This is a genomic window from Thalassospira sp. NFXS8, assembly GCF_040148805.1.
GTDB lineage: Bacteria > Pseudomonadota > Alphaproteobacteria > Rhodospirillales > Thalassospiraceae > Thalassospira.
The window spans coordinates 92,878-112,560 of record NZ_JAGEMF010000004.1; the positions used below are offsets into that span (position 1 = coordinate 92,878).

Below are 19,683 nucleotides of genomic sequence, written 5' to 3' on the forward strand. Positions count from 1 at the left end.
ATGAAGAGCCATTCGGCATGTTCAAGGAGTAGTACGAAGAACCTCAAGTTTCCTAAATTTGCATCCGTTTACTTGTTGTCAAATGCTTGAAATTCCTAGATCTCTGCGATGTTTAATATACTATATGTTTTGATATTAGCATCCTCGTTGTCAGGCGAGATATTTTTCTAGTGGATTAGATAGGTATTTGGGGTTTCTTTTTAATCAGGGCGGGGGAAATGACTGAAAGTGAACATAAGGAATTTGAGCAAAAATCATTGTGTCCAAAATTCGATCGTTGGGTTCTTGCCGATAGTTGGTCTGCATTTTTGGCGAATCTGCCGATAATAAGTGTTGTTTATGTGGGGCTTATTATTGTTACAGTTTTGAGGACGTATTTTGATTCGTCTCTTATCTCAGGCAGAGGAATGGATCTTTCTTGGTTGACCACTTTAATATCATATTTGTATGACATCCCTTTGGCAGTTCTGAGTATTTTTATGATTTCGATTTTGATGTATGTTGTGCACTCTACTATTCTGGGTGGAAAGTCGTCCTGGGATGCACTTTTATTGGAGAAGAAGAAAAACGTAAAAAAATTCTCAAAGCGATTTCTGCTAATGTTTCTTGCCGTCTTTGGCTTAACGATGCTCATTCAGATTGTCGTTCTTCTCATGATTTTTGCTTTGGGTTCAAAGCCGCCGGCCATTAAACTCATGGTTACTTTGGGGGCAATATGTTCTCTGGTTGTATGTGTTGTTGTTGCGTTGTCGGTGACCTGGCCAGCTTCGGCTGTTTGGTGTGAGGATAAAACTTGGAACCGTGCTCTTCTTCGTGGAAGAAAGAGCTTTTGGTATCTGGTAAGTCGCCATTTTTTTATTTTGCCGGTTTTTTTGGTGATGGCAGGTATTTTGTTTGCTGTCGTGCTGCCAATTTTAATTTCCAAGGTTGGAAATGGCGGGGTGCCTGTTGAACTTAATTTGGGAGTTCGTTTGTGGGGGAGCTTCCTTTTTAGTCTATTCGGCGGTGTGGTGTTTATTTTTTGGATAGTCGCGCAGACCGTAATTATTTCTCGTGCTTTGCTCATAGGCGAAGCACGATTGCCCGCTGTAGAAACGTACGAATAGTTTTATGCTGCCAATACAGTACGGGAACTCGTTAAAATGTGATATTCAGTTTTGGGTGCGTTAAGCCTTTGCCCCGGCAATAGGACAACTTTAAAGAAAAATGGATCGGTAAAGGGCCTGTTTTTGATACTTGGTCTATGAATGTTTGATCGGGGTGGACTTAGAGTTTAATTGTTCAGCGCAATATCAGCGAGCACGCTGGCCGCGCGGCTATGATGACGTTCCTTGTGATGCAGCATCATGAAAGACCGTTCGGGCAGGGTGATGTTTGCGGCAAATAATCGGCCCTGTTCGATGAAAGGCAGGGCGACGCTGCTGGAGACGACGGTGGCAGCGTTGCCGGCGGCTGCGGCCGAAATTACCGATTCATTTGAAGGTAATGTCAGCACGACATTAAGGTCATCGGCGTTGTGCCCGGCACGTTTCAGGGCATTTTCAAATTCGGATCGCGTGCCGGACCCGGTTTCACGCAAAACCCAGCTGGTGTGTGTGACCAAATCATCGAAGGTTAAAGGTGCTGCTGATTTGGCCCAGATATGATCGGGGCCAACTACCACCATCAATGCGTCTTTGGCAATTTCGCGCATCATCAGGGCGGGTTCGTTTATTTTGCCTTCGATAAAGCCTAAATCGGCAACGCCTTCGACAATGGCGTCGCTGACATTTTTGGTATTGCCAATCACAAGGTTAATTTCGATACGCGGGTATTGGTCGTGAAAGCGCATTAAGACTGGTGGCAGCCAGTAACTGGCGATGGTCTGGCTGGCCGATACATTTAACGTGCCGCGCTGTAATCCGCCCAGTTCGGTAAGGGTTAATTCGGCGGCACGGGCGCGGGCAAGGGTGGCGCGGGCCTCGATCAGAAAAATCTGCCCGGTATCGGTCAGTTCGATCCGCCGTCCGACGCGGTGAAACAGCTCCACCCCATAAAAAGTTTCCAGGTTTTTGATTGCGGCACTGACGGCAGATGGTGTGAGATTGATGATTTCGGCTGCCCGTGTCAGATGTTCGCGCTGGGCCACGGCAACAAAAATGCGCAATTGTTCGAATGTCATGGTGCGATGGCCTTGTTTAATCGTGCAGTAAAATCGAATGATTTATATCATTTTATTCGATGGAAGCGAACTGTGTAAAATGTGAAATTCCGCCTGTATCAATTCTACAGGTGTCGCGATGTTAATTTTTGATCGTATCAAATTGCTTTTGCCCGGCCTTGCATTGACAGCAGTAATTTCACTGGTGGCGCAGATTGGCGAGAAGGTTGAATTAAGTTTGTTTGGGCATCCGTGGATTGAGGGGCTGGTACTGGCGATTTTGCTGGGTACGGCATGGCGCAGTATTTTTGGCTTACCGGATAAATTTGATGCCGGTGTTAACTTTAGTGCCAAAACCATCCTGGAAGTTGCGATTGTGCTGTTGGGGGCGTCGATCAGCATTGAAGCCTTGGCAGGAGCCGGGTTTTACCTGGTGGGTGGTATTGTACTGGTGGTGTGCCTGAGCCTGGCCGTTAGCTATATCATTGGCCGGGCGTTGGGGTTGCCAACGCGGCTGGCGATACTGGTAGCCTGTGGTAATTCGATTTGTGGTAATTCGGCAATTGCCGCTACCGCCCCGGTGATTGAAGCTGACGCCGAAGATGTGGCGGCGTCAATTGCCTTTACCGCCGTTCTAGGGGTGGTTTTTGTGCTGGTTTTGCCTTTTTTGCAGCACGCATTGGGAATGTCGGCAACGCAATACGGGGTTTTCGCCGGGTTAACGGTTTATGCTGTGCCCCAGGTGCTTGCGGCAACGGCCCCGGCAGGGTTGGTGGCAACGCAAATTGGCACTTTGGTTAAACTGGTGCGGGTTTTAATGCTTGGGCCTGTGATTTGTGCGTTAGGGCTGGGGGCGCGCCGCCAGATGGCGCGCAATAATGCGGCGCGGGCTGAAACCGTTTCTGTTTTGCCCGCCGGTGCAGGTGCAAGTGCGATGACGATGGTAAATGACGGCGATAGCGCGACGGCAGATGATCGACAGAATGATGGTATGCAGGCCGTAAAGGCGGGACGCGGTGTGGGGCTGCCGATCAGCAAATTGTTGCCATGGTTTATTGTTGGTTTTCTTGCCATGATGACACTGCGATCAATGGGGCTGCTTCCTGATGCAGCAGTTATTCCGATGCAGCATGTCTCCTCGATCTTAACGGTGATGGCTATGGCCGCATTGGGGCTAAGTGTTGATGTGCGCAGTGTGATGAATGCCGGCGGGCGGGTTGTGTTTGCTGCCAAATTATCTCTTATCTGCTTGTCGTTGGCTGCGTTTGGGTTGCTGGCAGTATTGCAGATCGCCTGACTGATCACGAAGTTCGTATCGGAATTTATGCACCGTGTGGTATATAGAACTAATAATATTGATAAAATTTAATTGAATATATACGCCACATGTTGATTTCAGGTCAGGAAGGAAGAGTGAACTGCTTCGTCCTCGTCGTTACTGCTACACGGCAAAAAAAGTCCGCCATCCCGTTGCGGGTGGCGGACAAGTTTGCAAGATAAAGCGTTGGCGCAACCGGGACCGTCCGGGGCGGGGTGGACAACCCGCATGGGACGGGAGGCAAGGTGTTTGCGCCACATAAACCAGATCGGGGTAAAGACCGGCTCCGTTTTATCTCGCTGTGTACAATGCGGTTTTGGGCTGGTCGTTAGTCAGCCGGTTTTTCAGGTTTTTGTTTGCTCTGTGTCCTTTAGTTTTGCCCATTCATCGTCGCTAAATACGCGTGATCGGGTTAAAAAGCGTTTTCCTTCGGGGCCTTCAAGCGAGAACATGCCGCCACGGCCATCAACCACATCAATGATCAGCTGGGTATGTCGCCAATATTCAAATTGTGCGGCCCCAATATAAAAAGGGCTTTCTTCAATTTCGCCCAGCAATACATCCTGTGCGCCGGTTTTGAAATCGCCCAGGGCGAAGCACATTGGCGCGCTGCCATCACAACATCCACCTGATTGATGAAACATCACCGGACCGTGAATGTCTTTCAAGGTCCGTATCAGGGCGATTGCGGCATCGGTTGCGGTGACGCGGGGCGGAATATCGTTTGCAGTTTTGTCGTTTGTTGTTTCGCTGGAAGAAGGCGCTATATCATTGGTCATTTCTGGCTCCTGTTCCGGGAATGTTGCCGGGCCACCCGGGAGGGAGACGGCCCGGCAACGCTCAGGAAGAAATCAGAAGAAGCCCATCGGTTTCGGATCGTAGCTGACCAGCAGATTTTTGGTTTGCTGATAATGGTTCAGCATCATCTTGTGGTTTTCACGACCGATACCCGACTGCTTGTAACCGCCAAATGCCGCATGGGCCGGATAGAGGTGGTAACAGTTGGTCCAGACACGGCCGGCCTTGATGCCGCGCCCAAAGCGGTAAGCACGGTTGGCATCGCGGGTCCATACACCGGCACCCAGACCATAAAGGGTGTCATTGGCAAGGTGCATGGCTTCGGCTTCGTCCTTGAAGGTGGTGACAGAGACCACCGGGCCAAAGATTTCTTCCTGGAAGATGCGCATCTTGTTGTGGCCCTTGAAAATGGTCGGCTGGATGTAAAATCCGCCCGCCAGGTCGCCTTCAAGTTCGGCCCTGTTGCCACCACACAGAACTTCGGCCTTTTCCTGTTTGCCAATATCAAGATAGGACAGGATCTTTTCCATCTGTTCGGTGGATGCCTGTGCGCCGATCATGGTGTCGGTATCAAGCGGGTTGCCCTGTTTGATTTTTGCAACGCGCGAGAGAACGTTATCCATGAATTTGTCATAGATGCTTTCCTGGACCAGCGCCCGCGACGGGCAGGTGCAAACTTCGCCCTGGTTCAAGGCAAACATGGTTAGCCCTTCGGCCGCTTTCTGGCGGAAGTCATCGTCCTGTGCCATGACGTCGGCAAAGAAAATGTTGGGCGATTTGCCGCCGAGTTCCAGCGTGACCGGAATGATGTTTTCACTGGCATATTGCATGATCAGACGGCCAGTGGTGGTTTCGCCGGTAAAGGCGATTTTGGCGATGCGGTTGCTTTGTGCCAGCGGCTTGCCAGCTTCAACGCCAAAGCCCTGTACAACATTCAACACACCGGCAGGTAGCAAGTCACCAATCAGGTCCAGTAACACACAGATGGATGCCGGGGTTTGTTCGGCCGGTTTTAAAACAACGCAGTTGCCAGCGGCCAGTGCCGGGGCCAGCTTCCAAACCGCCATCAGGATCGGGAAGTTCCAGGGAATGATCTGGCCAACAACGCCCAGCGGTTCATGGAAATGATAGGCGACGGTGTTGTCATCAATTTCGCCAAGCGACCCTTCCTGTGCGCGGATGGCACCGGCAAAATAACGGAAATGGTCAATTGCCAGCGGAATATCGGCAGCCAGGGTTTCGCGCACGGCCTTGCCGTTATCCCAGGTTTCGGCAACCGCCAGCATTTCCAGGTTTTGTTCCATGCGGTCGGCAATTTTATTGAGGATATTGGCGCGGTCGGTGACCGACGTTTTGCCCCATTTTTCTGCAACAGCCTGGGCGGCATCAATCGCCTTGTTGACGTCTTCTTCGCTGGAGCGCGCGACCTCGCAGAAAACTTTGCCATTCACCGGCGAAACATTTTCAAAATAGCGACCGTTTGCCGGGGCGACCCATTCGCCACCGATGAAGTTTTCATAACGTGATTTGAAAGAAACAAGGCTGTCGGAATCGCCAGGGTTTTTATAGATCATTTGAACTTATCCTCCGTGATGAATGGCGTTTTGCCACTTTTTTAATTTCTCCATCTCAGACTGGCAAAGTCTGTGCCAATTTGTGGCTGATGATGCAAAACAGGTAAAATCATAAAAATTTCAAACGGTTGCCAAGACTTGCCGTGGGGATGCACTGTGTCGCGTTCTGGCGGGAAGGCCGTGACAGATGGGACGAAATGTCTCGTTTTTGACACATCTTTTATGCTTTGGTCGCAAGACGACGAAACAGGTTGGTGCTTGTAGCGGGCTTTGTTAGGATTTGGCGGTGACCGGGTTGCTGTTCCTACACAGCGCAGGCCAAAAAAACAGGCCATGAAAACAACCGGCACAAGAAAAAGGAACGTCTGATGTCTGGAAGCCATGCCGGTGGACGGATCGAGGCTGCCTTGCAACTGAGCGGTGTTGCCCAGAACCGTGCCGTCCTTGAATCGTGGCAGCGATGCCACGACCAGTTCGGTCTTGTTCACGAAACAGCCCGACGCCCCGAAATTATATCTGAAAGTCAGACCCGCCAGCGCCGGGATCGCAGTGGCCGGTTGTTTCACCATGCCCATGAAATGGTGCGCACCCTGTATCGCAAGATTGATACGGCGGGATATGCGGTTTTTCTAACCGACCGTGACGGCGTTATTCTTGATAGCGTTGCCGCCCATTCCATGTTGCCATCTTTTCGCACCAACGGCCTTTTGCCCGGTGCGATCTGGAGCGAGGAACGCGAAGGGACCAACGGTATTGGCACCTGCCTGGTCGAAGGACGGCCCATTACCATTCACAAGGACGAACATTTTTTAACCCAGCATGCCGGGCTGACCTGCACTGCGGCACCGGTGTTTGATCCGGATGGCAAAGTGTGTTCGGTCCTTGATGTTTCCGCCGTGCGCAATGACATTCGCCGTGAAGATTGCCTGCGAGTGCGCAGCCTGGTGGCCGATTATGCCGATGCGCTGGAACGTATTTTGTTTTTTGATGAATGCGCTAACGACATTATTGTGCATTTGCACCCCGATGCCGAACATGTTGGCACCGCGCGTGATGCCCTGATTGCGGTGCGCCCTGACGGGGCGATTACCGGCAGCACGGCGCTTGCGCGCAGGTTGCTTTCGGCGTCGGGCGGGGCGCAAAATATTCAGTCCCTGTTGGGTGCTGATATGGACAGTTTAATGGCGCGGATGTTGGCCGCAAACCCGGTTGCCACTGGCAATACCGGCACCCAGGCCGTGCCGATTGGCGGCGGCGGGGTGATGTTTGGCCAGTTAACCCTGCCCGAAAAACAACGCCGCCGTTTTTATTCGGTAAAGCCCCAACCTGCCAAACGCCCGGCCAATGATAGCGATGATATTCCCGATCAGGATGGGGTTCTTCGCCGCCTGTTCCAGGTTGGCAGCAAATTGCTGGCCAATGATATTCACCTGTTGATGTCGGGTGAAACCGGCAGCGGCAAGGAACATCTGGCGCGTGCCATTCACAATAGCGCCATGGGGGCAGGCAAGCCGTTTGTTGCGATTAATTGTGCGGCCCTGCCCGAAAGCCTGATTGAAAGTGAATTGTTTGGTCATGCCAGCGGGGCTTTTACCGGGGCGGCGCGCGACGGGTTTGGCGGACGGATCAAACAGGCCGATGGCGGGACGCTGTTTTTAGATGAAATTGGCGATATGCCGGTGGGCATTCAGGGGCGGTTGTTGCGCGTGCTGGAACAACGTTGTGTTGAGCCGCTGGGCAGTACCAAATCGGTGCCGGTAAATTTTCGGCTGATTTGTGCGTCCAATGTTGATTTGGCCCATGCGGTTGCCAACGGCAAGTTCCGCGAAGACCTGTTATATCGTATCAAGGGCGCGCGCCTGGCTTTGCCGCCGCTGCGCGAACGGGCAGATTTGGCCGATCTGGTGGCGCGGTTGTTGACGGGGTTTGCCAAAAATGGTCCGGTGCGCTGCGACGACAGTGTGATGAACCTGTTGCAGCGCCATAACTGGCCTGGCAATGTGCGCGAACTGGTTAATGTGTTGCAATATGCCTGTGTTTTTGCCGAAAACGGCATCATCAAGGTATCGCACCTGCCCGATGATTTGCAGGGATTGATCAAAACTGCCACGGCACCGGCGCCGGAGCAGACCAACGGCCATAACCCCCTGTGGCAGGCCGAGCGCGATGCCCTTGGCAAAGCCCTGAGCGATCAGTGCTGGCATGTGAGCAAGACGGCAAAAATGCTGGGGATCAGCCGGAATACCCTGTATCGCAAAATGGAAAAATACGGCATCGAGCGTACCGGCCGCAACGGTATCGCCTGGTTTTAGAACATGAAAACGAGGGGCAATAAGCAGGGCCGGTTCCAGCACCGCGGCCGATAATGCAACTGGTGCGCGTGCGCGGGTTATAAGGGCGTCCTGACCAGGTGCCGAGCGCGTATCTGGATGTGATGGTCAGCTATGGGTTTATCGATAGCCGCGTTATGAAAGCCCCGGATTATTAAGGCAAACGACTGCCAGACATAGTGCGCCCTATCGGGGTGCTTTATGTGACCTGCGATTTTGAGAATGCCGTTCCCGGTGCCAACAGGTTCCGTTCGGGGGCAGCATTCATGCCGTTGGCAAATGACCGGGGGATAACAATAGCCGTTATGATTGGCCGGGATACACCACGGTCGATCTGCTTTTGGTTTATGCTGTCGATGCTGTGCGGCCAGTTATTGTTCAGCAACCTTAAGGCCATTTTGGATAAGGTTTATGGCGCAGCATTGTCGGGTCGAACAACCTGTCTAATCCGATTTTTGAGGCGTTTAATGCGGTACTGAGTGGGAAGGTGGATTTCTAAATTCGGATAAATACGAAACCTGAACAAATGGCTTTTGGGCTGTTTGTTGCGGCTGGTTTAATCGGACAGCACACCGCGCAACGGGGTGGGGGCAGTCAGGCTGTCGAGCGGGTAGCCCGCGAAACTTTTGGTGCGTTCCATAACGATATGGCCGCGAAAGGTTTCGATGCCGATGCTGTCTTTGATCAGCTTTTCCTTGATGCTGTTAAAATGCGGAATATCGCGGCAGATCATATCAAGGCTGTAATCGAATGGCCCGGCGATTTTGTAACATGAAATAACTTCGTCGACTTCGGCAATGGCGGCTTCAAACTGTTTGAAATCCTCCACCAGGTGGCTGCCCAGGGTGACTTCGGCCATTACATGCAAATTTGCACCGATTTTATCGAGGTCGATATCGGCAATATATTGCGAAATCATGCCGTTTTCTTCGAGTTTGCGCACCCGTTCCAGGCATGGTGATGGCGACAGGTTTACCGCCTCGGATAAATCGAGGTTCGATATCCGGCCATTGGTTTGCAAGATTTGCAAAATGCGAATGAAAATACGGTCAAGTTTCAGCATTCCATGCTTATGCCTTAACCCGGCATGAAAGAAAAGTTACTGATTTCCATTGTCGCGCGCGCCGGCGTTCGCTATTACCGGAGCAGACCCGGAAAGCGGCATTTATCGCGGGCAAATTGATCAGGGCAGCAGGGGCATTTTATGTGCGGTATTACCGGCCTGTGGATACCAAAGCAATCAGAACACGGCAGCCTTGGCGACACGGTTGCTGCCATGAACACTGCCTTGCTGCATCGCGGCCCCGATGGCGGTGATGTATGGGTAGATGATGCCGCTGCAATTGCCCTGGGGCAACGGCGCTTGGCAATTATTGATTTAAGCGATGCCGGCAAACAGCCCATGCATTCCGCCGATGGCCGTTATGTAATGGTCTATAATGGCGAAGTTTATAATGCCGAGGATTTGCGCGCCAAACTGACCCGCCACAATATTGCCTGGCGCGGCCATTCCGACAGCGAAGTGATATTGGAAGGTTTTGCCCATTGGGGCATTGCCGAAACCCTGAAATTGCTGATTGGCATGTTCGCCATTGTGTTGTGGGACCGGCAAAATCGTAAATTGACCATGATCCGCGACCGGCTGGGTATCAAGCCGTTATATTGGACGCATCATGACGGAAAATTTGGCTTTGCATCGGAATTAAAGGCACTGGTTGCGGGTGGCGTATGCCCGCGTGATGTGGATAGCGGGGCGCTTGACGCTTATTTGCGCTTTGGGTATGTGCCGTCGGGCCAATCGATATATCGCAAAACGCGGCAATTGCGCCCCGGTCATATGATTGAAATTGATAGCGATGGGCAAATTCGTGATTCCGTTTACTGGTCAATGGAAGATGTGGTTTTAAATGGCCGCAACAACCGCTGGGCCGGGGATGACGATAGCGCGATTGAAGCCCTGGAAGATTTGCTGCGTGATGCCGTGCAACGCCGAATGGTGGCCGATGTGCCCCTTGGTGCGTTTTTGTCGGGCGGAATTGATTCATCGACCATCGTTGCCCTGATGCAGTCGGTATCGGACCGCCCTGTCAAAACCTATTCCATCGGGTTCGAAGACGAGGCCTTTAACGAGGCCGCCTTTGCCGGTGCGGTGGCAAAACATTTGGGCACGGACCATACCGAGCTTTATGTAACCGCCGATGACGCCCTGAATATCGTGCCCAAACTGGCCGATATGTATGATGAACCGTTTTTTGACAGTTCGGGCATCCCCACGGCATTAATGTCGACTTTGACGCGCAAGGAAGTCACCGTGGCCCTGTCGGGCGATGGCGGGGATGAAACATTTGGCGGATATAATCGCTATTTATGGGCCAAAAACCTGGCAAAAACGGCAAAGTCCATTCCGTTTGGTGCACGGCAGATCGCCAGTGCCTTGACCCTGCTATCGCCGCGCCAGTGGGACCGTGTGTGTTCGGTTTTGCCGATTGGCGGTAAAGCGGGCACGATTGGTGATAAAATTCATAAGGTCGCGCCGCTTCTGGCGATTGGCAACGATATTGACCGTTATGTTGCCCTGCTGGAATTGTGGGACCCGGCAACCTTGCGCCCGGGTGGCCATGATGGTGAAAAGCCGGCACCTTTTCATGTGCCGGGCGAGAAATTTTCGCGCAATCGTAACCTTGATTATGTGTCGTCGATGCAGGTTATGGATACGATGATGTATATGGTCGACGATGTGCTGACCAAGGTTGACCGGGCGTCGATGGCAGCCTCGCTTGAGGTGCGCGTGCCCCTGATTGATCATCGCGTGATTGAATTTGGCTGGCGTTTGCCAGCACATTTAAAGATTGATGACGGGGTAGGGAAAATCGCCCTGCGCCGAATATTGCACAAATACGTACCCGACGAGCTGATTAACCGGCCCAAAACCGGGTTTGGTGTGCCATTAGCCGCGTGGTTGCGCGGGCCACTGCGCGATTGGGCCAATGATTTACTGGCCCGCCCCGCCCTGTATGACGATTTTGGTCTTGATCGCAAAATAATCGACCGGGCAACGAAAGATCATCAAAGCGGGGCGACCAATAATGCCCATCGTTTATGGTCGATCCTGATGTTATCGGCCTGGCAGCAACGCTGGCAATAGCGGGCAGGGTGGTTCTACCCTGCCGGATTGATATTTTCCTGCCTGTTTGATGCCGCATATGCGCGCAGATGTCCTTTGCGTGTGACGGTTTGCGTTTCCCGAAAATATTTTCGAAATATTACATTTTGGTTGCGTTTTGGTGGTCGGTGGTTTGCAGATTGCCCTGCGCGCAAGAAGATAACTGCCTAATTCCAGTGCTTTGTGCGTCCAAAATGTTGTGTTGCAAGGCCGTATGGCGAAGATCCCACAGGGTGATATTCGGTGCTGCCTTTCAAAATGTCATAATCTCCATCTTGAAAAATGTTCGTAAATGAAATAAATAACGTTCATTCAGAAAAATTATCAAGGTCAAGGCAATGTCAAGCGCGTCGCAGCAATCCGGTTCAGCACTTAAAACCCGGCCCGTCCCTGGCGAGGATTATGATCTTGTGGTTATTGGCGGTGGTATTAACGGCACCGGCATTGCGCGTGATGCCGCCGGGCGTGGTTTACGTGTTTTACTGTGCGAAATGAACGACCTTGCCAGTGCGACATCTTCGGCCAGTACCAAACTTATCCATGGCGGGTTGCGGTACCTGGAGCATTATGAATTTCGCCTGGTGCGCGAAGCATTGAAGGAACGCGAAGTTTTGTGGGGCAATGCGCCACATATTATTTGGCCTTTGCGCTTTGTTTTGCCCCATGTGCCGGGATTGCGCCCCACATGGATGATCCGGTTGGGGCTGTTTTTATATGATCATTTGGGCGGGCGTAAAAAACTGCCGGGCAGCGAAGGCATTAATCTGGGAACCCATGCTGCCGGGCAACCTTTAAAGGGGGAATTGCGCAAGGGGTTTGTTTATTCTGATTGCTGGGTTGATGATGCGCGTCTGGTCGTGCTGAATGCCATGGATGCGCGTGATCGCGGGGCCGAAATTTTAACCCGGACAGAATGTGTTGGCGCGGTGCGTCATGCAGATGGCTGGGACGTTACCTTGCGCGGCAAGGATGGCAGCGATGCCCGTGTTGTGCGCGGTAAAATGCTGGTGAATGCTGCAGGGCCGTGGTGTGCGTCGCTGATTGATCCGCAAAATGGTGTGGTGGATGCGCAAAAAACAGCATCAATTCGTTTGGTTAAAGGCAGCCACATTGTGGTGCCCAAACTGTTTGATCATGACAAATGCTATATTTTTCAAAACCCCGATGGTCGCATTGTTTTTGCCATTCCCTATCAGGGCGATTTTACCCTGATCGGCACCACCGATATTGACTATAAAGGCGATCCATCCAGGGTGAAAATCACCGAAGGTGAAACAGCCTATTTGTGCGAACTGGCAACCAGCTATTTTAAAAAACCGGTTACACCGGACACGGTTGTCTGGGCCTATTCCGGGGTGCGGCCGCTGTATGGTGGTGAAAGCGAAAACGCATCGAAGGTATCGCGTGATTATACCCTGAAGCTGGATGACGGGCCGGGCCATGCGCCGCTTTTGAACATTTTTGGCGGCAAAATTACCACCTATCGCAAGCTGGCCGAGCACGCCTTGCAGATCATTTGCAAAAAACTTAACCGCGATGATGTTTCATGGACGGAAAATGCCGTGTTGCCAGGTGGTGATTTACCCGGTGGTTTTGATGTTTCCCTTGATCATTACGGCCAGCGTTATCCCTGGTTGCCAAAAACCATGTTGCATCGTTTGTTGCGGGCCTATGGCAGCAAGATAACAGTTATCTTGGCGGATGCCGGAAGCCTGGATGATTTGGGCCAGCATTATGGGCAGGGTTTATACGAAGCCGAATTACAGTACCTGATTGATCAGGAATGGGCGCATGATGTGGAAGATGTGATCTGGCGGCGGTCCAAACTTGGTTTGCGGTTAAGCGAAAACGAAATTTCCCGGCTGCGCGCACGACTGGCGCAGGATGGTAAGTTTGTTCGGGCCGCCCAATAACCGGTAATCTATGACCCGCAGGCTCATGCCACCCCGCAAGAATGCGGGGTGGTAAATATATTTCCTGTTGCATTTGATCTATTCCAAACGGAACGGCAAACCTGATCTATAGATTGAGGATCAGATTTTGTTTTGCGGGTGTTCCAAATGCGTTTCAAGCCAGCCACGTCGTCTGCCCGCCATTTGACTTGTGCGGCGTTATTTTTGCTGTGCGCCTTTATTCTGGTGCCATCGTTTGTTGCTGACGCATGGGCGCAAATGGGGCCAGGTGCAGGTGTGGCGGAAAACGCCGGGGGCACCGCCAATACGGGGGGCGAAACCTTACGCAAGGGCTGGATGGTGGTTCAGCTTTTGGGGGGGCTGGCCCTGTTTTTATATGGCATGGACCATTTGGCCGGGGCGTTGCGTGTCCTGGCGGGTTCTAAGCTGCGATTGTTTTTGGGCAAAATGACCCGCAACAGGTTTGTTGCCGTGGTGTCGGGGGCGGTCATCACGGCACTTTTGCAATCATCATCGGTAACGACGGTGCTGGTGGTGGGATTTGTATCTGCCGGGTTAATGACCCTGCAACAATCCATCGCGGTCATTATGGGGGCCAATGTTGGCAGTACCCTGACGGCGCAAATTATTGCCTTTCAAATTAACGAAATTGCACCGGTCCTGATTGCGGTCGGTTTTGCGGCGATGTTTTTTATTCGCATTGAACGATGGGTGCAGCTGGGGCGCGCCATTTTGGGCCTTGGCCTGTTGTTTTTCGGGATGGGCATGATGGGCGAAGCAATGGAGCCATTGCGCCATTATCAGCCCTTTATTACCATTATGGCGCAAATGACCAACCCGGTATTGGGCATTGCCATTGCCGCCCTGTTTACCGCCCTGGTGCAGTCCAGTGCCGCAACTACCGGTATTGTTATTGTGCTGGCCGGGCAAGGGTTGTTATCGCTTGATACTGGCATCGCATTGATATTTGGCGCAAACATTGGCACCTGCGTGACGGCTTTATTAGGTACTATTGGCAAAAATCGCGAGGCATTGCGCACGGCCATCGCCCATGTTGCCTTTAACGTGGTTGGTGTTTTAATCTGGTTGCCGCTTATTCCGCTGCTGGCCGATATTGTGCGCGATATTACGCCAAGCCATGGCGGGGCCATTGCCAGTGGTGCCGGGCACGAAGACATCGCCCGGCAAATTGCCAATGCACATAGCATTTTCAATATTTTGAATGTTGTGCTTATGATTGGTGCCGTACCCATTATGGCGCGATTAATCAAGCGAATTGTTCCAGATAATGCGGCATCTGGCCGTAGCCTGGATGCAAAACCAAAATACCTGAATAATGATATGATCCACACCCCGGCGGCGGCGTTGGCGGTGATGAAGCAGGAAGTTTTGCATATGGGCGATATTGTGCGCGACATGGCACAACAGGGCCGGCATTGCCTGTTGCATCGCGATCCCCGCAATTTGCAAGGCATTGCCGAGCAGGACGACGGCGTTGATGCCTTGCAGGAGGCAATCGTGGCCTATGCCGTGCGCCTGCGTCACGAAGATGCCGCCCCGGGCGACCGCGCCCGACTGGAAGAACTGGTTGCGGTTGCCAACAACCTTGAAGCCATTGGTGATATCGTTAGCGAGGAACTGGCAGACCTTTTAACCCGGTTAAGCCGGCTGGGGCGCGAACCTGATGGTGAAACCGCCGATGGCCTTATAACTTTGTTTCGCGATGCTGAAACCGCATTGCAATCAGCCCTTCATGCGCTGGCCGATGAAGATGGCCCCCGTGCCGAAGCCCTGATTGCCAGCAAGGCCGCTTTTAGCGCCCGGCTGGACCATATGCAGTTATTAATTGCGCAAAAGGTCGGCAATAGCGAGGAAGATGTGAAGCTGTACCGGTTGGAAATTTCGGTGATTGAACGCATTCATCGGCTGTTTACCCGTACCCGGCGCATTGCGCGCAACACCCTGCATTTGGCCGAAAATAAAAACAACCTATCGGAACCTGCATCCACCAGCAGTGCCGAGGCCGCAAAATAAAACAGGCTGACCAAGTGCCGTGGTGTGCGCCTGGTAATTGCGGGGGCAATTTGCGGGTACAGGCTATGTGTTGCGCAATGCCGGAGCCTGCCTGATCAGTAGGGTTTTGCATGTTGCCTGAGCATGGCAATAAAATAGCCGTATGGAAGCGCCGTGGTGACAGGTGATACGGCTTTGTTGCCTGGCCGGATTATGCGTTAGGGCATAATCCGTAAGGTAACGTGATAATTGCGCCAAGCCAGTGATTATAAATCAGTTTTCGTTGAAGGGCGGTTCAAACGGTGCACCGCGATCGGCCGGTGCCGTGTCGATGTCTTTTTGCATTACAGTAACATCCAGCGCCCGATAGCCAAGATGGCGGTAAAAATCCTGAACTTTGCCGTTTTCGGACCGCACCATAAGCTGCATCCGCCATACGCCATGTTCACGTAGCCAGTTTTCGCCCTGTCGCATCAAACGGCGCCCCAGCCCGGTTTTTTGATAATCGGGGGCCACCGAAAGGTAATAAATCCAGCCGCGATGGCCATCATGGCCCATCATGACGGTGCCAATGATAACGCCATTTACATTTTCCCATACCAGCAGGGTTGCGTTATCGGAACTAATTGCAAAGGAAATATCCCACGCGGGCGGATTATAGGGGCGATACAGGTTTGTTTCCTGCCAAAGCGTTGTAATTGCGGGAATGTCGTCTAGCAGGGCGGTTCTGGGGTGGGCAGAAATTTCGGAAACAGTCATGGGGCGATCCTTCTAAAAAGAAAGAATTATCCGAAATACCGAAGGCGTCAATTATTCTTGTGCGTGAGGGGTAAAAAGAATGGCCCTGCATAAAGCAGGGCCATCAGTTTGTCCGGTTTGACATATCGGTTGGGGTTGATACACCGGACGAAAAAGAGCCATGCACACCTTACGGGCAAAGCGGAGGGGGAGGTCAGGGTGAAGATTGGCAAGGTGTTGTCGCGGTTCTTTTTTATGAAAATCAAACTGCAGGATTACATCTTTTTCAGTGCACCCTCAGGGCCAAATGCCGGGTGACCGTCGATCGGGCGAGCAGTAACGCGGCTAAGCTCAACTTCGCGCACAATGTCGCCGCCTTTGTTGGTAATGGTTGCGATATAGGTGCCACGGTCAGTTTCGGTCAATTTGCCCAGCACAAGGTCGCCCTTGCCGCGCATCAGGATCATGGCTTTGGTCAGGGTTTCCATCTGCTCGGTGCTATATTGGGTGTTAAAGCGGTCCTTGCGGTCAGGTTTGCCCATCATGTGACGCAATTCCCGAAACTCGCCCCGTTCCGGGCGGCCGGTAAAGGCATCCAGGGTAATGTTTTTCACAATGTCGCCTTTGGCATTCACCAGTCCCAGCGTAATTTGCTTGCCGTCTTTGCTGGCGTCTACCTTGCCGGTTTTAAGGTCGGTATTGGCGTGGCGCAATAACATGGCGTCGATTAACAAACGGGCTTCGTCCACTGAAAGCGGGGTGTCGCGCTTCATGGCTTTCATCATGCCGTGATGGCCAGGGAACCCGCCTTTTTTCTGGTCAAAATCGCCATGATGAAATTTACCGCCCTGACAATCACCGCGCATGCCTTCGTGCATTTCGCTGCGCATATCATCGGGGCGGTTTTGCGCCAGCGCCGATGCCGTTGGGATTACACCCAGGGTGAAAGCAAGAACGGTGGCAGTCATCATCAGTTTACGGGTTGTGTTCATTTTATCCTCGTCACGTTGGGGGAACCGTTTGACGAAGCCATCTAACCTGACAAATGTCGCGAAATGATCCCGGTAAACGGGTAAAATGGTCGCAGACTGTCGCAATGCCCGGTTTTGCGACAGTCTGATACAAATTGATCGTTATCCCCGGCGGGATTACTGCGTTAAGTTTGCATGTAATGATACTTCACAGCAGGACAAAGCGGATGTCGGAGACAGCACATATTCTGGTCGTTGATGATCACCGCGATATTCGTGATCTGATTGGTCGTTATTTGCGCCAGCATGGTTATCGGGTGACGTTGGCTGCCGATGGCAAGGAAATGCGCAAATTACTGGCCGATGAAATTATGCCCGATCTGGTGGTGCTTGATTTGATGATGCCGGGCGAAGACGGGTTGAGCCTGTGCCGATGGCTGCGCGAAAGCCACGACATGCCAGTTGTTATGTTAACCGCCCTTGGCGAGGAAACCGACCGTATCATCGGCCTTGAAATGGGCGCGGATGATTATTTGGCCAAGCCGTTTAATCCGCGTGAATTGTTGGCCCGGATCAAGGCGGTGTTGCGCCGGGCGCAAAGCCTGCCGACGGGGCGCAAACGCCCGCTGGCTGGGGGCGAGGTGTGCTTTGATCGCTGGGTGCTGGACCGCAACCGCCATGAATTGCGCAATGACGATGACATGGTAATGCCCCTTAGTGCCGGAGAATTCGCCCTGCTTAATGCCTTTGTTGAACATCCACGCATGGTGTTAACCCGTGATCAGTTGCTGGATATTACCAAGGGCCGCGAAGCTGCGCCCTTTGATCGCAGTATTGACAATCAGGTAAGTCGTTTGCGCAAAAAGATTGAACCGGACCCCAAAAACCCGGTGATTATTAAAACTGTATGGGGTGGGGGATATATGCTGACAGTGGATGCCGTATCACAATGAAACGGGTTTTGTTTCGGTTGTGGCCGCGCACATTGGCGGCACAGTTAATTGCCCTGTTGTTAGGCGCGGTTATTTTGACCCATGTTGTTCTGGCAGTGTTACTGGCTGAAGAACGCCATGATGCCCTGTTGTCGGAACGGCGCGGCGGGGCATTGTCGCGGGTGGCCGCGATTTCGCGTATCCTGGCAACCACCCCGCGCGAAAACTGGCGCGATGTGTTGCGCGTGGCGCAAAGCCCGCAATTCCAGCTGCGTTTGCTAAGCAAGCCGGTAATCTATAGCGAAAAAACAGATGTGACCCGGCTGTTGTCCGAGCGGGTGAATGCGGCCCTTGGTAACCCGCCCATTGCTGCCCATGTCAGTTTTTTGTCGGAAAGCGATTGTCGCCAGGAACGTCATCGCGAACATCAACGCCTGCGTGAAGATGAAGAACGTTATGAAAAGTCCGACAAAAGCGAAAAAGACAAACACGAACACAAAAAACTGAAATTTCGGCGCTTTTTTAGTAATATTTCCTGCGATGGCCCACCGGTGATGGGGGTTGCCGTCCCGATTTTTGGCCTGCTTGACGGCGATGCGACAGGCATGGGAAATGACAATTCCGGTTCTGACGGCGGGGAGGATGCGGCATTGGATCTGGCACCTGCCAGTACCGGACGCTCCGCAGTACAAGGTGGTTTTCCTGGTAATAAACCCGATGTCAATGTTCATACCGATGATGATGATATTGTTTCTCAAACCACCATTGTCAGCCCGACCATTTGGCTTGACGCCCGGATCAATAATTTTTCGGCCCCGCCGTGGGTTGTGTTTCAAAGTATTGTGCGGGTTGCTTTATCGGCTGTTTTAATTGGGATTATTGCGTTTTTTGTTGCCCGGCGCATCACCCGGCCCTGGAAGGCGCTTGCCGTTGCAGCCGATCGGGTGGGGCGCGGTGATTTCCCCGAACCGGTTGCCGAAAAGGGACCACTGGAAATTCGTCATGCTGCGCGTGCCTTTAACCAGATGACGGCACGCCTTAAGCGTTTTGTCGAAGATCGCACCCGGATGTTGGCCGCGATTTCGCATGATTTGCGTACGCCGATTACCAGTTTGCGTTTACGTGCCGAATTTGTCGAAGACCCGGAAAACCGGCGCAAAATTATTGAAACCCTAAACGAGATGGAGCAAATGGTTGCTGCTGCCATGACATTTGCCCGTGAAGAAACTGCCGATGAAAAAACCCGTAAGATCGATCTGGTGGCGTTGGTCGAGGCATGTTGTGCTGATCTTGAAGAAACCGGCCATGCGGTGACATTTGAAACCGGGATTGAGCATTTTTCCTATGCCTGCCGTCCATTGTCGATCAAGCGGGCCCTGGGTAATTTGCTGGCAAACGGGTTGGCTTATGGGACCAATGTTTTTGTCTCTGTAGTTGGTGCGCAAGACGGCGGCCTGTGGATTAATGTATGTGATGATGGCCCCGGTATTCCGGCGGATCAACGTGAACGTGTCTTCGAGCCGTTTTTTCGGTTGGAGGAATCGCGCAATCAGGAAACCGGCGGGATTGGCCTGGGATTGGCAATTGCAAGAACGGCCGTTCGGGCGCATGGTGGTGAGATATATCTTGAAGATTCCAGTCAGGGTGGTTTGCGCGCCCGTATTTATTTGCCTGCTCCGGTAGGGGCGCAGGCCTGATCGGGTTGTTGCATCAGTTTGATGTGATCAGGCCGTTCCGGTTATGCATGGCTGCCATTCTTTTGTGGATTTGTGATTGCGCTTTTTGGTGTTTCG

The 19,683-nt window shown here is 52.4% G+C and carries 14 protein-coding genes; 8 read left to right on the forward strand and 6 right to left on the reverse strand.

The window, feature by feature from the left end; all coding sequences use genetic code 11:
• Positions 1-218: 218 nt before the first annotated feature.
• Complete coding sequence (locus tag J4E05_RS19370; RefSeq protein WP_349599082.1) at positions 219-1,106, forward strand: hypothetical protein; 888 nt, start codon at positions 219-221, stop codon at positions 1,104-1,106.
• Positions 1,107-1,273: 167 nt separating this feature from the next.
• Here the strand turns inward: J4E05_RS19370 and J4E05_RS19375 are convergent, their stop codons facing one another.
• Complete coding sequence (locus J4E05_RS19375; protein ID WP_349599085.1) at positions 1,274-2,161, reverse strand: LysR family transcriptional regulator; 888 nt, start codon at positions 2,159-2,161, stop codon at positions 1,274-1,276.
• Between the two features lie 118 nt (positions 2,162-2,279).
• Here J4E05_RS19375 and J4E05_RS19380 point away from each other — a divergent pair, with 118 nt between their 5' ends.
• Positions 2,280-3,437 carry a YeiH family protein gene (locus J4E05_RS19380; protein WP_349599088.1) on the forward strand — a complete coding sequence of 386 codons (1,158 nt, stop codon included), beginning with the start codon at positions 2,280-2,282 and terminating at the stop codon, positions 3,435-3,437.
• Positions 3,438-3,802: 365 nt separating this feature from the next.
• Here J4E05_RS19380 and J4E05_RS19385 read toward each other — a convergent pair whose 3' ends face one another.
• Positions 3,803-4,237 carry a DUF779 domain-containing protein gene (locus tag J4E05_RS19385; RefSeq protein WP_349599091.1) on the reverse strand — a complete coding sequence of 145 codons (435 nt, stop codon included), beginning with the start codon at positions 4,235-4,237 and terminating at the stop codon, positions 3,803-3,805.
• Between the two features lie 72 nt (positions 4,238-4,309).
• The gene (gene adh / locus J4E05_RS19390; protein WP_349599094.1) at positions 4,310-5,830 is read right to left on the reverse strand and encodes an aldehyde dehydrogenase; all 1,521 of its coding nucleotides are present in this window, start codon (positions 5,828-5,830) and stop codon (positions 4,310-4,312) included.
• Positions 5,831-6,198: 368 nt separating this feature from the next.
• Here adh and J4E05_RS19395 point away from each other — a divergent pair, with 368 nt between their 5' ends.
• Complete coding sequence (locus J4E05_RS19395; protein WP_349599097.1) at positions 6,199-8,142, forward strand: sigma-54-dependent Fis family transcriptional regulator; 1,944 nt, start codon at positions 6,199-6,201, stop codon at positions 8,140-8,142.
• 574 nt (positions 8,143-8,716) lie between these two features.
• On the opposite strand, the gene J4E05_RS19400 is transcribed toward J4E05_RS19395, so the two are convergent.
• The gene (locus tag J4E05_RS19400) at positions 8,717-9,223 is read right to left on the reverse strand and encodes an Lrp/AsnC family transcriptional regulator (protein WP_085589064.1); all 507 of its coding nucleotides are present in this window, start codon (positions 9,221-9,223) and stop codon (positions 8,717-8,719) included.
• Positions 9,224-9,364: 141 nt separating this feature from the next.
• On the opposite strand from J4E05_RS19400, the gene asnB reads away from it, so the two are divergent.
• The 3 genes from asnB (at position 9,365) to J4E05_RS19415 (ending at position 15,270) form a co-directional block, all read left to right on the forward strand.
• Complete coding sequence (asnB, locus tag J4E05_RS19405) at positions 9,365-11,305, forward strand: asparagine synthase (glutamine-hydrolyzing) (RefSeq protein WP_349599100.1); 1,941 nt, start codon at positions 9,365-9,367, stop codon at positions 11,303-11,305.
• Between the two features lie 356 nt (positions 11,306-11,661).
• On the forward strand, positions 11,662-13,236 hold the full coding sequence (glpD, locus tag J4E05_RS19410) for a glycerol-3-phosphate dehydrogenase (protein ID WP_349599102.1): 1,575 nt from the start codon (positions 11,662-11,664) through the stop codon (positions 13,234-13,236).
• 147 nt (positions 13,237-13,383) lie between these two features.
• Positions 13,384-15,270 (forward strand): Na/Pi cotransporter family protein, encoded by a 1,887-nt coding sequence (locus tag J4E05_RS19415; protein WP_349599105.1) that lies wholly within the window; start codon positions 13,384-13,386, stop codon positions 15,268-15,270.
• Positions 15,271-15,522: 252 nt separating this feature from the next.
• Here the strand turns inward: J4E05_RS19415 and J4E05_RS19420 are convergent, their stop codons facing one another.
• Both J4E05_RS19420 and J4E05_RS19425 read right to left on the reverse strand, forming a co-directional pair.
• Positions 15,523-16,008, reverse strand: a complete 486-nt coding sequence (locus J4E05_RS19420; RefSeq protein WP_349599108.1) for a GNAT family acetyltransferase — start codon at positions 16,006-16,008, stop codon at positions 15,523-15,525.
• Between the two features lie 254 nt (positions 16,009-16,262).
• Complete coding sequence (locus J4E05_RS19425) at positions 16,263-16,979, reverse strand: hypothetical protein (RefSeq protein WP_349599111.1); 717 nt, start codon at positions 16,977-16,979, stop codon at positions 16,263-16,265.
• Between the two features lie 206 nt (positions 16,980-17,185).
• Between J4E05_RS19425 and J4E05_RS19430 the strand changes: the two genes are divergently transcribed.
• Both J4E05_RS19430 and J4E05_RS19435 read left to right on the forward strand, forming a co-directional pair.
• On the forward strand, positions 17,186-17,911 hold the full coding sequence (locus tag J4E05_RS19430) for a response regulator (RefSeq protein WP_085589052.1): 726 nt from the start codon (positions 17,186-17,188) through the stop codon (positions 17,909-17,911).
• Complete coding sequence (locus J4E05_RS19435) at positions 17,908-19,587, forward strand: ATP-binding protein (protein WP_349599114.1); 1,680 nt, start codon at positions 17,908-17,910, stop codon at positions 19,585-19,587. Before J4E05_RS19430 ends, J4E05_RS19435 begins: the two co-directional genes overlap by 4 nt.
• Positions 19,588-19,683 lie beyond the last annotated feature (96 nt).

Coding starts and splice junctions, on each gene's coding strand:
- J4E05_RS19380 (WP_349599088.1), top strand. CDS start 2,280: ATGTTAATTTTTGATCGTATCAAATTGCTTTTGCCCGGCCTTGCATTG.
- J4E05_RS19425 (WP_349599111.1), bottom strand. CDS start 16,979: ATGAACACAACCCGTAAACTGATGATGACTGCCACCGTTCTTGCTTTC.
- J4E05_RS19420 (WP_349599108.1), bottom strand. CDS start 16,008: ATGACTGTTTCCGAAATTTCTGCCCACCCCAGAACCGCCCTGCTAGAC.
- glpD (WP_349599102.1), top strand. CDS start 11,662: ATGTCAAGCGCGTCGCAGCAATCCGGTTCAGCACTTAAAACCCGGCCC.
- J4E05_RS19430 (WP_085589052.1), top strand. CDS start 17,186: ATGTCGGAGACAGCACATATTCTGGTCGTTGATGATCACCGCGATATT.
- asnB (WP_349599100.1), top strand. CDS start 9,365: ATGTGCGGTATTACCGGCCTGTGGATACCAAAGCAATCAGAACACGGC.
- J4E05_RS19375 (WP_349599085.1), bottom strand. CDS start 2,161: ATGACATTCGAACAATTGCGCATTTTTGTTGCCGTGGCCCAGCGCGAA.
- adh (WP_349599094.1), bottom strand. CDS start 5,830: ATGATCTATAAAAACCCTGGCGATTCCGACAGCCTTGTTTCTTTCAAA.
- J4E05_RS19395 (WP_349599097.1), top strand. CDS start 6,199: ATGTCTGGAAGCCATGCCGGTGGACGGATCGAGGCTGCCTTGCAACTG.
- J4E05_RS19435 (WP_349599114.1), top strand. CDS start 17,908: ATGAAACGGGTTTTGTTTCGGTTGTGGCCGCGCACATTGGCGGCACAG.
- J4E05_RS19385 (WP_349599091.1), bottom strand. CDS start 4,237: ATGACCAATGATATAGCGCCTTCTTCCAGCGAAACAACAAACGACAAA.
- J4E05_RS19370 (WP_349599082.1), top strand. CDS start 219: ATGACTGAAAGTGAACATAAGGAATTTGAGCAAAAATCATTGTGTCCA.
- J4E05_RS19400 (WP_085589064.1), bottom strand. CDS start 9,223: ATGCTGAAACTTGACCGTATTTTCATTCGCATTTTGCAAATCTTGCAA.
- J4E05_RS19415 (WP_349599105.1), top strand. CDS start 13,384: ATGCGTTTCAAGCCAGCCACGTCGTCTGCCCGCCATTTGACTTGTGCG.